At 70.1% G+C, this 15,121-nt stretch carries 14 protein-coding genes; 6 read left to right on the plus strand and 8 right to left on the minus strand.

Annotated elements, in window-relative coordinates; translation table 11 throughout:
- Positions 1-195: 195 nt before the first annotated feature.
- The 4 genes from Pla163_RS00600 to Pla163_RS00615 form a co-directional block, all read right to left on the minus strand.
- Positions 196-411: a nuclear transport factor 2 family protein gene (locus Pla163_RS00600; protein ID WP_419186162.1), complete on the minus strand. Its 216-nt coding sequence runs from the start codon at positions 409-411 to the stop codon at positions 196-198.
- Between the two features lie 39 nt (positions 412-450).
- Positions 451-663 carry a nuclear transport factor 2 family protein gene (locus tag Pla163_RS00605; RefSeq protein WP_145181991.1) on the minus strand — a complete coding sequence of 71 codons (213 nt, stop codon included), beginning with the start codon at positions 661-663 and terminating at the stop codon, positions 451-453.
- Positions 664-924: 261 nt separating this feature from the next.
- The gene (locus Pla163_RS00610; protein WP_145181995.1) at positions 925-1,497 is read right to left on the minus strand and encodes an MOSC domain-containing protein; all 573 of its coding nucleotides are present in this window, start codon (positions 1,495-1,497) and stop codon (positions 925-927) included.
- Positions 1,494-2,711, minus strand: coding sequence for an MltA domain-containing protein (locus Pla163_RS00615; protein WP_145181997.1), 1,218 nt, complete (start codon positions 2,709-2,711; stop codon positions 1,494-1,496). The genes Pla163_RS00610 and Pla163_RS00615 overlap by 4 nt, the downstream gene beginning before the upstream one ends.
- Before the next feature lie 310 nt (positions 2,712-3,021).
- Between Pla163_RS00615 and Pla163_RS00620 the strand changes: the two genes are divergently transcribed.
- From Pla163_RS00620 to Pla163_RS18540, 4 genes are all read left to right on the plus strand, one after another.
- The gene (locus Pla163_RS00620; protein WP_145182000.1) at positions 3,022-4,515 is read left to right on the plus strand and encodes a hypothetical protein; all 1,494 of its coding nucleotides are present in this window, start codon (positions 3,022-3,024) and stop codon (positions 4,513-4,515) included.
- 114 nt (positions 4,516-4,629) lie between these two features.
- A complete protein-coding gene (locus Pla163_RS00625; protein ID WP_419186163.1) occupies positions 4,630-5,703 on the plus strand; it encodes a potassium channel family protein in 1,074 nt (357 codons plus the stop codon).
- Between the two features lie 116 nt (positions 5,704-5,819).
- Positions 5,820-6,992 (plus strand): THUMP domain-containing class I SAM-dependent RNA methyltransferase, encoded by a 1,173-nt coding sequence (locus tag Pla163_RS00630; RefSeq protein ID WP_145182009.1) that lies wholly within the window; start codon positions 5,820-5,822, stop codon positions 6,990-6,992.
- Between the two features lie 97 nt (positions 6,993-7,089).
- Positions 7,090-7,272, plus strand: a complete 183-nt coding sequence (locus Pla163_RS18540) for a CPXCG motif-containing cysteine-rich protein (protein ID WP_419186164.1) — start codon at positions 7,090-7,092, stop codon at positions 7,270-7,272.
- A gap of 30 nt (positions 7,273-7,302) precedes the next feature.
- On the opposite strand, the gene Pla163_RS00640 is transcribed toward Pla163_RS18540, so the two are convergent.
- Both Pla163_RS00640 and Pla163_RS00645 read right to left on the minus strand, forming a co-directional pair.
- On the minus strand, positions 7,303-8,916 hold the full coding sequence (locus tag Pla163_RS00640; protein ID WP_145182015.1) for a hypothetical protein: 1,614 nt from the start codon (positions 8,914-8,916) through the stop codon (positions 7,303-7,305).
- A 243-nt stretch (positions 8,917-9,159) separates the two neighbouring features.
- Positions 9,160-9,921, minus strand: coding sequence for a hypothetical protein (locus Pla163_RS00645; RefSeq protein ID WP_145182018.1), 762 nt, complete (start codon positions 9,919-9,921; stop codon positions 9,160-9,162).
- Between Pla163_RS00645 and Pla163_RS00650 the strand changes: the two genes are divergently transcribed.
- Positions 9,910-10,203, plus strand: a complete 294-nt coding sequence (locus Pla163_RS00650; RefSeq protein ID WP_145182020.1) for a sensor histidine kinase — start codon at positions 9,910-9,912, stop codon at positions 10,201-10,203. The genes Pla163_RS00645 and Pla163_RS00650 overlap by 12 nt on opposite strands.
- Positions 10,204-10,207: 4 nt before the next feature.
- On the opposite strand, the gene Pla163_RS00655 is transcribed toward Pla163_RS00650, so the two are convergent.
- Both Pla163_RS00655 and Pla163_RS00660 read right to left on the minus strand, forming a co-directional pair.
- Complete coding sequence (locus Pla163_RS00655) at positions 10,208-11,809, minus strand: FG-GAP repeat protein (protein WP_419186165.1); 1,602 nt, start codon at positions 11,807-11,809, stop codon at positions 10,208-10,210.
- A gap of 277 nt (positions 11,810-12,086) precedes the next feature.
- The gene (locus tag Pla163_RS00660; protein WP_145182026.1) at positions 12,087-14,429 is read right to left on the minus strand and encodes a transketolase; all 2,343 of its coding nucleotides are present in this window, start codon (positions 14,427-14,429) and stop codon (positions 12,087-12,089) included.
- Between the two features lie 197 nt (positions 14,430-14,626).
- Here Pla163_RS00660 and Pla163_RS00665 point away from each other — a divergent pair, with 197 nt between their 5' ends.
- A complete protein-coding gene (locus tag Pla163_RS00665) occupies positions 14,627-15,052 on the plus strand; it encodes a hypothetical protein (protein ID WP_145182029.1) in 426 nt (141 codons plus the stop codon).
- Positions 15,053-15,121 lie beyond the last annotated feature (69 nt).

A 15,121-nucleotide genomic window follows, 5' to 3' on the forward strand; every position in this document is an offset into this window, starting at 1 on the left:
CCGGTCGAAGCCCGAGCGCCCCGTCTCGCCGCGCGCCCCGTCCGCGTTCGGGACACCTCGGCGCCGGACGCACCGAACGAACCCGAGGTGCCAGGAGGGCCCGAGCACCGGCCGATCTCTCGCACGCGCCGGAGTCGGGCCATCGCGCGGGCCCGCTGGAGCCCCACGACACGCCGCCGCTCCAATGTCACGGGCCTACTCCGGGTGGCTGTTCCAGACGATGTGCACGATCTGCCACTCGCCGTTGGTCTTCGTGAGTTGCATGAAGTCCACGCCCCAATCGGCGACGAGCTTCGCGGTGGCGACGTTCTCGAGCACGTCCACCACCTCGATCTTCTTCCGCGGGTCGGCCGAGAGATTGCCGCTGTCCTTGTACCAACCCGCGAGCGCGATGAGCTGGTCGCGCGTCATGGGCATGCGCGAGTAGTCACCCGTCTCCTCGTCGCGGTACTAGCCGACCTTCGCCAGGTCCGGGGCGACGCTGCGCTCGATGCGCTCGGGCGTGGCCTCGTAGATCGCCAGGACGTAGTCCTCGACGGCGGCACGGATCGCGGCGTGGTCTTCGGCGGCCGGCTCCCCGTGCATCGAGGCGCAAGAGGTGAGTGCGAGGAGTGCGAGGAGAGCGAGGAGAGCGAGGGAGGAGAGCGTGAGGGCGGAGCGCATGGAATCTCGTCGGTCGGGGTCGGAGTGAGCGTGATCCTAGCGGACTCCCACAGGACGGGCGCAGCGCAGGTGAACGTGGCCCGAACGTGGTCGGCCGGTTCAACTCCCGATCACTCGAGAGTCGCATACCTCTGACGCGCTCTCGAGTGCGCTGGGTGTCGTGCGCGGATGCAGCTCCACGATGCTCCGCGCGAGTCCGAACGAGCAACCGGCGCCACGATCGCGATGTTCGGCTCGGTCTGGGGTCGCTCGATCCGTCGGCTACTCGGTCGAGGTCGATCCCACCCGCCACACGCGCTGACCCGCCGTCAACGTGCCCGCGACCACGACGCTGCACACCCACCCGCTCCGCCCGATCATCAGATCCGGAAAGCGGCGATCGAGCGGCTTCAGCGTGTTGCAGGGCTCGCGCACCTCGCACAGCTCGATCACGACCTCGTCGCCGACGGCCAAGCGATCGCCGGGACGCAGCGCGGCGCGATCCAATCCACGAACGAGCAGGTTCTCGCCGAACGCACCCGGTCCGCCGACCTCGACGCCGTCGTTCTCGAGCGAGCGCACGTCCTCCTCGCTCAACAGGCACACCGCGCGACTTGGGCCGCCGTGCAGGTGGTAGCGGTGCTTGTCGCCCTCGAGGCCGTTCGCGTCGACGCGCGCGGAAGAGACCGGGTGGTTCGGGATGCCGCCCGTGCCGACGCAGACGGCGACGACCTCGCCGACGTTCGTGGCTCGGTCGTCGTCCGTCACCGCACTCGCGCTCGCCGGTTCGCGTGCGTCCGCCGCTCCGCCGTCGGCCGCGCCATCCGTCTCGCTACCCGTCGCGCCGTCGATCACGGCGCGATCCCGTCACCAGCCCGCGGCGAATACAGCCCCACCAATCCCGGCTCGAGGAAGAAGTAGTAGAGCTGTCCTTCCGCCTTCGTGCGCCCTGCCCGCCGCCCCGCGTCGTCGCCGATACCCAGGTAGATGTCGCCGCGACCCGCGGTGCGAATGCCGCCGCCCGTGTCCTGGTCGAACATCATCTGGCGGAACGTGCTGTAGCCGTTGGTCGACGCGTTCGCGACCGAGCTGTCGACGAAGACCGGCGCGGCGGGCGGGAACAGGCTCTTGTCGGTCGCGAGCGACAGGTCCTGCGTCACCGGGAAGTCGAGGCTGCCGTGCGGTGTGCCTTCGATCGGCGTGAAGAAGACGAAGCGTTCGTTGCGGCGCGTGAAATCGAAGAGGCGCTCGCGATTGCGTTCGGCCCACTCGCGCAGCGCCGGGATGCCCGAGTGGTCCTCGGGGATCTCGCCTGCCTTCACCAGCTCCTTCGCGAGCGACGTGTACTCGCGTCCGTTCGTGCCGCCGAAGCCGAGCTTGAGCATCGTCCCGTCCTCCATCCGCAGGAACGCCGAGCCCTGCACGTGGCACAGGTACGCGTCGAACGGGTCCTTCAGATACGCGAGCTCGAGGCCGCGACCGCGCAGCATGTCGGTCTCCTCGAGCGCGCGCCGCGTCGGCGCGGGGAGTTCGCTACCTGTCGCCAACTGTCGCACAACCGTTCCGTCGGGTTTGCGCACCAAGCCCTCGGGCTTCGAATAGAGCGGATATCGGTACAGCGTGTCCGGCTCGCGCCGCGCGTCGAAGATTGGCGTGTAATACCCCGTGAACAGCACGCCGCCACCGCGGCCGTCCCAACCCGCGCTCTTGTAGAACACGAATTCCGACTGCACCGAGCGATTGAACGACTCGGCGTCGGGGCTCTCGCGCAGCAGTTGCCCGAGGCGCGTCACGCTCGCCAACGCGCGGCGGTGCTCGATCCCGGCGATCGGATAGCGATCCCGCGCGACCCGCCGCTCGAGCCACACGCGCGAGCGCTCGAGCGCCTCCAGAACGTCGTCGCGGTCGTGCCAGGCGGCGCCGACGTCGGGCCGCGGTTCGTCCGGGGCGAGCGGCAGCAGGGCCGACGCGCCCGGCGCGAGGCCGCGGCCGTAGTCGGGCGTGCTGCGACAGGCTGGGAGCAGGGAGAGGACGGCGATGAGTGAGACGACCAGCGGTACCGTGCGCATGGCGCCAACATAGCGGAGGCCCCGTCCGTTGTTCCCACCGCCCGCGCCGCCGATCCCTCGCGGCGGCACGTTCCAGCGCTCGGATCGGTTCGAGCGCGTCGGTCACCGGTCCTGACGGGCCACGGTCGGCAGGTCGCGGCCCTCAGGTCGGGACGCACAGCTCGCTGGTCGGCCGCGCACGCGCCCACCGCCGACCACGCGCCTCGATCGCACGCCTTCCGCGAACCGCCTGCCTCCGATCGCCGCTCGCGAGCCACCTCCTCGCCGCGCTTCGTCGACGCTCGCCCGTCTCCCCCTCGCCCCCCGATCCATGTCCCGCCGCTCGCAACTGCTCCTGGTCATCGGAGCCCTCGCCGTCGCCCTGCTCGCGATCCTGCTCGGCGGCGACCGTCTCGGGCTCTTCGGCCGAACGGCGGGCAGCGACGAGCAGAGCGACGAACGCGGTCCGCTCGGGCCGGTGGCGCTGGCCGGCGACACCGCGAACGGCACGACGGACACCGATGCGACCGCCGCGGACGAACCGCTCGTCGAAGAGGGGGCCGAGGCCGACGATCGCATCGCCGTCGAGGTCCCGGTCGCCGCGCCGAAGGATGCGCCGCCGGTGATTCGCGGTCAGGTGATCGATCGCTACGGCGCTCCGGTCGAAGGCGCCGACCTGATCTGGATCCCGGGCTCCGGCGCAGCACAGGTCCCATCCCAGCAACTGCTGTCGGGCGACGACCTCTACACCTACGACTCGGACTTCCACGAGATCGGCACGATGAGCACTTCGGCGCTCGGCATGAACACGGTGAAGGGCGTCGGCGACCTGGCGAAGTTCGGTACGCGCGTCGCCGAGGCCGCAGCGACGACGGACGTCACCGGTTGGTTCGAGATCGAAGGCTCCGACGCGCGCCGCGGCGGCCAGCTCGTCGTCGCGCCCGACCTGTTCGTCGGCGTCGAGTGGACCTACCCCGTCGACGTGCAGGGGCGCGACCACTTCATCCAGCTTCCAGCGCGCGGATCGGACGCGCCGCGCCTGGTCGTGCGACTGACGTCGGCGGTCGATGGTGCCTTGCTGTATCCCGACCATGTCGAGCTCACGCTCGAGGCGCTGGCCGCGATCCCCGAGGGCGAGCACCCCGAGTCGCTCCTCGTCGGCGGCTCGTTCCGCAACGAGGTCCATCCAGCCGACGTGGTGCGCAGCCCGGGGCTCCTGACGGTCGACCGCCTCTCACCCGGCCGTTGGCGCCTCGACCTGCACGCCAGCAACAGCGCGTTCACCACCGTCCTGGTCGAGATCCCGTTCGAGGGCGAGGACGTCGAACTCGACATCGCGCTCGCCACCTTCGACGGGCGCTGGCTCGGCGCGCCGTTCGAGGGAGAAGGCGTCGAAGCCCTCGCCCCCGACACGGCCAACGGTTTCGCCGCCCTCCCCGGAGACGTCGAGAAGTGGCGTCCCCTGGGCGAACGGCGCCCCGACCTGCACTTCGTGCACACGATCCGCGGCTTCGGCAGGGGGCCGGTCTCCGCGGCCGTCCTCGAGATCGAGCTCGAAGCCGCGTCGGGCATGGCGCTGAACGACGGCATCTGCCTCGAGTATCTCGGTGAGGACGGCTTCGCCTGGGGCAGCCGGATCAGCCTTCTCGCGGCCGGCGGGAAGTGGCCGACCGGCGCGCGCCAGACCTTCTACATCGACCTCGGAAGCCTCGAGCCGCGCGGCGACAGCCCGCCCCTGCTCGAACTGCTCGAGGACGGCGCGCTCGACGTCTACGTCCAGGACGACACGGCCGTTCACGGGCTCCAGCTGCACGTCATGCCCTGACGCGGCGCGAGTCGAGCGGGTCCGGCTCCCGGGCGCGGGAGGGGGCCGCCCGTCGACTGGACCACCTCGGCACCGGCGGCCGACGAATGGATGCAGCACGAGACTGCTCCCTCCGTGAACCCCGCCGAATCGAACCTAGGGCTCGTGATGTCCCGCCGCGACGAACGGCGTCGCCTGCGCATCGCGATCGGGCTGTGCCTCGGCGTTGTCGTCGCGGGCACGCTCGGCATGCATTGGATCGAGGGCTGGGGTCTGTGGGAGGCCTTCTACTTCACGATCATCACGGTCACGACGGTCGGCTACGGCGACCACGGAGCGTCGCAGCCCGGACAGCAGTTCGCGACGTTCCTCATGCTGGTCGGCATCGGCAGCGTGAGCTACACGTTCGCCGCCGTCGTGCAAGGCATGGTGGCCCATCAACTTGCTTGGAGACGGCGTATGCAGCAGCGCATCGAATCGATGAACGGCCACGTGATCCTGTGCGGCTACGGTCGCATCGGCACGACGATCGCGAACGAGCTCCGCGCCGCCGGACGCCCGTTCGTCCTGGTCGACCTGGGTGACGAGGCGGTGCGCGACGCGTTGGAGGACGGCCTCGTCGTCCTCCAGGGCGACGCGACCCACGAGAAGGTCCTCGTCGCGGCCGGGCTCGACCGGGCGACGCACCTCGTCGTCGCGATCGAACGCTCGTCGGACGCGATCGTCACCGCGCTGACGGCCCGCGGCCTCTGTCCCCTGATCACGATCATCGCGTCGGCCGACAGCGACGACGAGCGGCGCAAGTTCGAGCTCGCTGGCGTGGATCGAACCGTCGAGCCGTTCACCCTGGGCGGCATCGAGGTCGCCCAACGCATCCTGCGTCCCAAGGTCGCCGACTTCCTGTCGCACGACTCCTCGAGCTCCGACCTGGCGGTGGCCGAGGTCGAGGTGTTCGAGGGGAGCGCGTTGATCGGGTGCGAGCTGCGGACGTTGGGCGCCGAGCACTACGAACACGTCTCGTTCGTGCGTTTCGAGCGACCGGGCCAGCCGGTCCTGACGCCGCCGCGCGGGACCCAGGTCCTCGCGCTCGGCGACCACCTGATCGTGGCCGGCGACCCTGAGCAGGTCGCCGCGATGCACGCCGCCGGTCGCGAAGACGCCGCCTCGACCTCTCGACGCCGGTCGGGTTCGGACAGCGCCGCAGCTTGATCTCGGTCGAGCGGGTCCGAGGGCGCGTCGCTCCGTTCGACCTCTCGCCGCCCGACCGCCGATCGAACCGCCGAGCGCGCGCGCGTTCCGGCCACCCGGACGGGTAGTCTCTGGCGATGGCAGCCACGCTCGAGACCTTCTTCGCCACCTGCGCACCCGGCGTCGAACCGATCCTCCACGCGGAAGTGCGCGCGCTGGGGTTCGCCAAGTCCGAACAGCAGGTCGGCGGCGTGTACTTCGAAGGCACGTTGGCGGACGCGCGGCGCGCGAACCTGTGGCTGCGCACGGCCGTTCGCGTCCTGATGCGCGTCGGACGCTTCACGGCTCGCGACGCCGACGAGCTCTACCTGGGCGCGTCGACGGTGGATTGGAAGCGGTTCCTGCGCGTCGAAGGGCGTCTGGTCGTCGATGCGCGGTCGACGCGTTCCGAGCTGGACCACACGCGTTTCGTCGAACAGCGGGTCAAGGACGCCGTCGTCGACCAACTGCGCCGCGCCGACGGGACGCGTCCGATCGTCGATCGCGAAGGCGCCGACCTCGGTGTGCACGCGCACCTCTTCCAGAACCGCTGCACCCTGTCCGTGGACACCAGCGGTTGGGCGCTGCACCGCCGTGGCTGGCGCCGCGAGCAGGGGCCGGCGCCGCTGGCCGAGACGCTCGCCGCCGCCGTCGTGATGATGAGCGGCTGGAACCAGCGCGCGCCGTTCCTCGATCCGTTCTGCGGTTCGGGGACCCTGGCGATCGAAGCGGCGCTGATGGCCACGAACACCGCGCCGGGCCTGATGCGGCGCTTCGGCTTCGAGCGCTGGCCCGGCCACGACGCGGCGGCGTTCGAGCGCGAACGCGAGGCGGCCCGCGCCCAGGTCGTGCCGATCGGCAAGCGCGTGATTCGCGGCAGCGATCGCGACGGCGAGCAGGTCCGACGGGCCGCCGTGAACGTCGAGAGCGCGGGCCTCGCCGACGCGATCGTCCTCGAGGAGGCCGACGCTCGCGAATTCGCACCGCGCGCCGGTTGGAACGCCTGCGTGGTCTCGAACCTGCCCTACGGCAAGCGCGTCGGAGCGGGCGAACGCGGCGATCCGCGCGCCAAGCCCAGCGGCGGCGACGTGTCGATGCTGTACGCGCGCTTCTCCGAGATCCTGCGCGAGCGGGCGCGCGGCTTCGACTACGGCCTCCTGGTCAGCGACGGTCCGGAGCTGAACCGTCTACAACTGCCCGACGCGAAGCGCACGCCGTTCCTCAACGGCGGCATCGATTGCCAGGTCGTCACCGGACACGTGCCGGACTGAATGCCGGCGGTTCGGGTTCGTCGAAGGCTCACCGCTGACGAACCCGGGCCATCGTCCGTTCGGTCCACCGCTCGAATCACCGCTCGCTCGAACCACCGTGCAGCAGCCCGAAGCCACCTACATCTGTCAGTCCTGCGGCGAGGAGATCGTCGTGCCCGTGGACCTCACGGCCGGTCCCGACCAGGAGTACGTGGAGGACTGCCCCGTCTGCTGTTGCCCGCACGTCCTGCGCGTGCACGTGGACGGCGACGAAGCCTGGATCGACGCGCGGGCGGAGTAGGACGCGCGGGCGAAGGGCGACCAGCTGGGCTCAGGGTGCGAGATCGACGCGCACGGCGTTGCTGGCGCTCGTCACGTTGAAGTCCGGCGTGAACTTCACCGTGAAGTACGCGTGGTGCAGGGCGAGGCCCACGAGCGCGGGGTCGATGGCAGGCGGCACGACGAGCGTCGCGTCGGCCGCACCGTTCCCGTCGAGGACGCCCTGCCATGGGCTCAACACGCCGCGCCCGCCGGTGTTCACGATCAGGTCGGTGTAGGCGTCGAACACGAGCGGAAGGGTGAAGCCGCTGACCGGATCCGTCGTGCCCGGTGCGGTGCCGCTCATGCTGCCGAGCAGAGCGTAGGCGTCGCCGGCGCGGGCCGGGCCGGCGCGCAGCAACAGGTCGTGGGTGCCGCCGCTCGCCCCTGAGACCGAGGACGTGCCGTGGTAGAGCGTCGCACGGTCGAACAGCGCGACGTCGACGTCCGAGCCACCGGATCCGAGCCCTCCAGCGAAGCGGCCGGCGCTCGCGGCCACGTCGAAACCGAAGAAGTCGTCGGGCGCCGCGGACCCGCGTGTGAGCTCGACGCTGTGGTACCAGCTGCCCGAACCGTCGGGCTCGTAGACGTGGATCGAGCCCGAGTTCCCGCCGACCGTGTCGTCGAGCGACGCACCCACGACGATCGTCGTTCCGTCGATGGCCAGTGCGTTGCCGAAGTTCGCGAATGGCACGCCATCGGGGGGGTCGAGGACCTGCACGCTGCTCCAGGTCCCACCGGCGTCGCGCGTCATCACCTCGACCTGCTCCACGCCACCGAGTCCGCTGATGGCCGCGAGGTCGCCTTCGAGCGCAATACTGCTGCCGAGGCCAGAGGAAGCCGTGACGTTCCCCTGCACGCGCTGTACCTGGTTCCACGTGCCGTTCTGCTGGCGCTCGAACACGTACATCGCACCAGGTCCGGGCGCCCCGTTCGGCAGGTCGGGCGCGCCCACGACGATGCGGTCGCCGTCCAGTGCGACTGCCGCCCCGAAGCCGTCGTTCGGCACCGCGTCCGAGTTCATGAGCTTGGCCACCTCGAGCCAGGTGCCGTCCGGCTGGCGGTCGAACACGAACACCGCGCGGCCCAGGGGGAAGAGCGTGCTGCGACTCGCGGCCACGACCGCCCGACCTCCGTCGAGTGCGACGCGGTGTCCGAACGTGTCACCGGGCAGGGCGTCCGACGGGCGCAGCGTCGCGACCTCGAGCCAGGTTCCGTCCGTCCGACGCTCGAACATGTACGCAGCGCCGGCCGAGTTTCCGTTCGAGTCGTCGCCGGGCGCACCCCCGATGAAGTGGTCGCCATCGACGGCCACGTCCTGCCCGAAGAAGTCGCCGGGCAGCAACGCGGTCGGAATCAACGTCGCAGCGTCGCTCCAGCTTCCGTCCGGTTGGCGCTCGTAGATGCGCGCCTCACCGCTGTTGAAGCCGGCGGTCAGGCCGCCGAGCGCTCCCACGGCGAGGCGGTCGCCGTCGAGGTCGATGGCGTTGCCGAAGCCGGGCGGCGCCGGGGTCGGCGCGAGAGCGAAGGCGTCCTCGTTCGCGGTCTGGGCGCGGGCGTTCGCGGAGAGCGGGGCGAAGAGGAGCGCGAGCAGGGCTGCGCGCACGAGCAGGCCGTGTGTCTTCATGGGGCGAGCGAGTCGTGGATGGCGAATCCCTGGCCGTCGCGCGATCGCGCTGGCTGTCGAACCCGAATCTAGCCCGGACGGCCGGGAGAGGGATGACGACCGGTTCACCCCGGCCCCCGCCGACGGACAGCGGGCCCGCGACGCCCATGCGCCGCGGACCCTTCGTCCCGGAGTGCACCGGAACGCCCCGCACCGGGCTCGCGTCACCGGAGCGGGTCGTCGTGGTCGAGGTCGGCGAACGAATCAGGGCTCGACGATCTCGACGAGCTCGAGCACCTGGCCCGTCGCGGGTTTGATCTCCTTCACGAAGCCGATCCCCGGGGCGTAGAACTTGCGCTCGTAGACGCCGGGCTCGAGCGGGGTCCACTCCTCGGTCTCGATGCAGTTCATGAAGGTCCCGGCCGGCGTCGTGACGGTCAGACCGACGGCGCTCACACGTGCCACGTCCTCGGCCTCGCCGAAGAGGAACTCCTGGCGGTAGGCCTGGCCGGGATACGGGCAGGCTGCCATCGTCAGGCCGGGCTTCGCGCCGTCGACGCCGGTCCGCCACGACCCGTCGATGTCGGTGACGAAGCCGTCCTCGTAGTTGAGCGCGATCTCGCCGATGTACCAGACGTCCCCGTTTTCGCGCGTCGAGTACCAGTCGAACGTGTCTTCGACCAGTTCGCCCTCGAGCGTGACGACGTCGCGCACCACGCGGCAGTCGAACCCGGCGACGTCGAGTGTCTCGTCGAGCGTCGAGACCTCGATCCGCTCGAGGCCTTCGTCGGTACTCGCCTCGAAGACGAGGGTGCGGCCGACGACCAACGGCCAATACGTGTTGCCAGGTCCCGAATCGAAGTCCTCCGGGTCGACATCGGGGTCATAGGCACCGTCGCCGAGGATCGTGCACAGCTCGATCCGAGCGTCGAACACGTCCATCGCTTCTTCCTTCGCCTCTTCGGCCTCGGCGAAGAGCTCGTCGAGACAGTCGGAGAGCGAGACGTCGGTGTCGTGCAGACACACTACTGCCCGAGCGGATCGACCGTCACCGTGTCCGTCGGCGAGGTGCACGGAGTGCCGTGCGTGCGGGTGGAGAACGACGCGCCCGACCTCGACCCGTCCGAGCTGGCGATCCTGTCCGAGCCCTTCTGGCGCAAGGACGGCGCGCGCACCGACCGCAGTCGCGCGGGCCTCGGTCTGGCCCTCTCGTCGGGCTTGGCGGCGTCGGCCGGCGCCGAACTACGCTTCCGCCTCGACGACGGGCGCTTCCGTGCGGAGTTGATCGCGCCGAACGAGCTCGCCTGACGGTTCACGGCACCAGCTCGACGCGCACGGCGTTGCTCGTGTGGGTCACGTCGAACGTCGTGGGATCGATGACGAGGAAGGCGTGGTGCAGGACCGTGCCGACCAGCGACGGGTCGGTGGCGGGCGGGACGAGTACCGCCGCATTCGCCTTGCCGTCCTGGTCGAGCACGCCGGTGAACGGTGCGACGACGCCGGCGCCGTTGCCGAGGACGAGCGCGTCCGTGTAGGCGTCGCTCACGAGCGGGAGGCCCAGCGCACCGAGCGCGTCACCGAGGCCGGGCGTGGTGCCGCTCGCGCTGCCGAGCAGGGCGTAGAACGCGCCAGCGTGCTCGGAACCGGCGCGCAGGAGGAGGTCCTGCGAGCCTCCGCCCTGAGCCGAGAGTTCTCGCGCGCCATGGAAGAGCGAGCCGAGCTCGTGGATCGAGACGGGGCGCGGTGCGTCCGGAGGAAGAACATCTCTCACGTTGAAGCACGTGGCCAGTCGGTCTTCCGAGACGGCAATCCCCACGCCCCAGTTGTAGAGGCTCGGCCCGGGTCGAAGGGCCTCCACGTACTCCCATGAGTCGTTCGGGGTCTTTCGATGCACGAACGATTGGAGCGAGAAGAAGGGGTGGAACCCAATGCTGTTGACCACGAGGTGCGAACTCGACAGAGCGACGCCGCCTACGAAGACCAAGGCGCTTGCAAACTCATCCACCGAGAGTGTCTGCGAAAGCTGCCATCCCGCAAGCTCAGAGTGTTCGTAGACGACGACGCGGTTGTCGTCGAGATCGCCCTGGGAACACGCGACCGTCGAGCCACAGACAGCGACCCTGGTGATGAAGGCATCCAGGTTCGCGCCGACTGCGTTCGTGAGCTCCTGTGCCATGGGCCAGGTCGCATCCTCCGCGCGGCGGTACACACGGACTCGTCCGGTGTTCGAACTGATGACGAGCCAGCCTCCATCGAGAGCGACGCCGATTCTGGCCACAGGAATACTCGGAGGATCTGGATCTCCGATCACGTCTCGCACCGGCCACGAGGATCCGAGATCCTCGAAGACCGTCACTGAGCCATCCGACGAGTCGGGTGTGATCTTCTGCTCGAGGACGGCGGCATGGACTCCGTCGTAGTCGAGCTCTTCGCCGAACGCGCCACTCACCTCGGGGGTCGGATCGCGCAGAACAGCAGTCTCGAGCCACGCGCCATCGAGTTGGCGGCGGAAGACGAACACCGCGCCCGCGTTCGTCAGGACGCTGTCGTCGCCGGGCGCCCCGACGAGGAGCACGTCCCCTTCGAGAGCGACCGTCGTTCCGAAGCTACTCTCCGAGATGCTCGTGCTCGGCACCAGGTCGGCCACGACGACCCACGAGCCGGCAGCGTCGCGCTCGTAGATCGTCACGGATTCCGTCGCGGGTCGCGCCCTCGGTGAACCGACCGCGAGGCGGTCGCCGTCGAGGTCGACGCTGAGCGCCCAGTTCTTCGACGGCCCGGTCGGGTCGTTCAGCAGGACGTCGGGCAGTCCCAGTTGCGCGTGCGCCGCCGGTGCGAGGCACACTGCGACGAAGATCGAGGAGAGGCATCGATCGGGCAGCGATCGGATCAGAGCGAGCGAAGAGTCGAGCATGACGAGCGGTCCGTGGTCGTGGCGAGCTGGGACGGCCGAGCCGCCCATGTCCATCCATCGACCAGATCGTGCCCGGTCCGACGCGCCCGAACACGACCCTTCCCGGTCGAGGGTCGTCCGAGGCGTGTATGAGATCGCCTCGACCCAACTCCACCGGCCGCTCCCGCGAGCGTCCTCGCTCATGTGCACCGCCGCAACGCCGCACGGCCGCCGCGGATCGCTCCGCGACGGCCGTGCGTCGATTCGGACGGGCGCAGTCGCGCGCCCGCTCCCGCGCCTACTTCGCGTCCGGGTGCGTCAGCTGCGCGAGCCGCTTCTTGCGGTCACCGGCGAAGCGCAGCAGGCCTTCCCACAGGCTCTCGGCGTCGATCTTGGCCTCGACCTTCAGCTCGGCGACGTTGCCGCCCGTGCGCCAGCGGTCGTCCCAGTCGCTGCCCATCGCGTAGTCGTAGGCGACGCTGTGCGCGAGCCAGTCGCCCATCAGCTTGCGCGCGCCATTTGTGATGACCGTCGAGTCGAGCCAGTCCTCGTGGTCGCAGACGCTGTCGCGGTAGGCCTGCGATTGCAGCGCGTAGAGCTCGGGCGACACGGCGGCGATCAACTTGATGTTGGGCGCGCTGGCGTCGGCGAGGCGCGGCAGGATCTCGTAGATCGACTCGGTCGTGCTCGTTCCCTGCACGAAAACCGTGCCCTGCTTCGGACGGTTCGGGTCGTGGTCGCGTAGGACGTACGCACCCTTCGCCGCGTCGAGATGGCTGGGGATACCGAGCGCGCGCCGGTCCGGGATCGACACGGTCGGGCGCGTCAGGTGCAGCGCGACGATCGGCGCGTCGGCCTGCAGCGCGGCGGCCAGCATCGGCGCGACCTCGTTGTGCTCGAACGGGTGCAGGTTGATGACGTGCCCGCGCGGGAACAGTTGCGTGACCGCCGGCGCGAAGATGCCGAAGTGCGTGCGGCTGTCCTCGGCCGTTTCGGGGCCGGAGTGGCCGACGACCCAGATCGTCTTGCCGACCTTCAGCGGGCAGTCCTGCGCCAGTTGGCTGAACAGGCGCATCAGGCCGTACTTCAGGTAGCTGAACGAGCCATAGGTCGAGCACGCGCCCCAGAAGCCGACGAAGTCGTTCTCCGGGTCGGCGGCCATGTTCACCGTGGCGATGCCCGCGACCAGGCCGGCGTTCGTGAACTCGGTGATCTGCTGGGGGAGCAGCGCGCCGCCTACGTTCGAGTTGCGCTCGTACCAGCCGAAGCCGGGCTCGTCGCCCCAGGCTTTCGCGAAGCCGCTGATCGCCGTCGAGTCGGCCAGGTCGGCCGAACACGCGAGCACGAGCGGGCGCCCCATGCGCTGCTTGGCGACGCCGTTCACCCAGGCGCCGAACTTGGCGAAGCCGTCCTTGTTCGCGGCCTTCGCGCCGGGCGCTACGAACAGCTCCTTCGGCAGCGTGGACACGTCCAGCCACGAGCGGTCGGTGGCCAGGTTCGCCTCGCTCGTCAGGTTGAACGAGTCGGGGCGCGTCGGCACCGCTTCGCCCTGTTCGACCAGCGTGTCGGTCAGGTACTCGAGCAGCGCTTCGTCCTTGTCGAACAGCTCGAACACGGTCTCGAGCCACCCGCGCGTCTGCTCGCGGCAGGGGCCCTCGCCCGGGTCCTGCGTGTCGCCGTGCCCGTCGAAGGCAAGGCCGTAGCGCGACGCGAACTCCTCGCGGCACTTCCAGAACATCTCGCCGTTGCGCGCGTGCGCCTTGCCGTGGGAGGCGGCGTCGAACACGCCGTAGCCGCGGCCCTTGCGCACCTTGAACCACACGCAGCCCGGGCGGCCGCCGGTGTCGTCCGCGTGCACGATCTCGAGCAGCGCGCGCGTCAGCTGCGCGTAGTCCTCGCCGTCCTCGGCGCCGGCCACGCGCCAGCCGTAGGGCTCGAACCACTCCTTCGGACCGCCGTGCATCACCTCGGAGTTCGCGAACGAGTCGATGCCGTGGTCGTTCCAGTCCATCAGGTAGACCAGGTTGTCCAGGCCGAGCCCGAACGCGCTGTTCTTCACCTCGTGGTGCGCGCCGGCGGTGTGTCCGCCCTCTCCCTCCATCGCGAACACCTTCACGTCGCCCGCGCCCGCGTGCTTGAGCGCCATCGCCTCACCCAGCGCGGCCGGAGCGCCGTGACCCGACGGACCGGTGTTGAACTTGAAGAAGAGCGTCTTGCCCTCCATCTCCGCGTGCCCGGGCAGACCGCCGTTGTGGCGCAGGGTCAGAAGGTCCTCGGGATAGAGGCCCCACTCGTCCTGGTTGTGCAGTTGGAAGCGCGCGTCGCCGGTCTTCTCGAAGCGCCGACGCATGGCCTCGTTGTAGACCGCGAGCAGCGCGTAGATCGCCGGGTTGCAGTGGCCGGCCACCAGCACGAAGCGATCGCCGAACGCCGCCTGCGGGTTGCGGATGTCGAAACGCATCCCGGCGCCCAGCGTCGAGGCCACCAGCATCGGCACCTTCGAGCGCGAGCCACCCGGGTGCCCCGACTGCCGCAGGTTGAGCATCAGGTCGATGCACTGGTCCATCATGTCCCCGACCTTCTTCCAGTGGTCGAAGTGCGGGGCGAGGGCGTCGAACGTGGGGCGGGCCTGGGTCTGCATGGCGGCGTCGTGTGGGGCGTCGTCGGTGGATCGTCGTCCGGGGGGCGTCGGCTGGATGGCCCAGGGTCGGCTGGGAGCGACCTGGTGCTGGGCCGGGCAGGGGTCTGGGGGCCCCTGTCGGCCGACGAGGATACGCGGTCCGGTGCCGGTGCCGAGCGCGGATCGGGCGGTGGGTGGTGGGGCCCTAGGATGCAGGGATGGCGAGCCGCTGCGTGTCCGTGGTCCTGGCCCTGCTGGTCGTTCCGGCAGCGGGCTGCGTCGCGGGCCCGCTGTCCGCCCGTGGCTGGATCGCCGCGCCCGGGGTGCGGACGAACGATGCGGGAACGGCGGTGCTGGACGCGTCGGAGGGGTGGGGCGGGTGGCTCAAGCTGAGCATCGACGCCGAGCAACTGTCCGAGGGCTGGGGCGGCGTCGGCGGCGGCTATCGCGGCGTGTGGACGAGCGACGGCGACCTCGACCTGGTGGGGCGGACACGCAGGTGGGAGCTCGCGTCGAGTATCGCGACGACGGAGCGCTGTGGCTCCACTCCGACGCGCCGTGGCGCGAGCCGGATCTCGCGCCCGTGGTGCTCTTGCTCGTCGAGCCGACCGATCCGTACGAGGGTCGGTCGTGCGTTCGAGTAGAGATCAGACTGACCGAACGAGAACCGGCCCGAAGGCAAAGCCGCTCGCGCGTCTCGCATGAGACAAGCC

This window comes from Rohdeia mirabilis (assembly GCA_007750655.1).
Classification (GTDB): Bacteria; Planctomycetota; UBA1135; order UBA1135.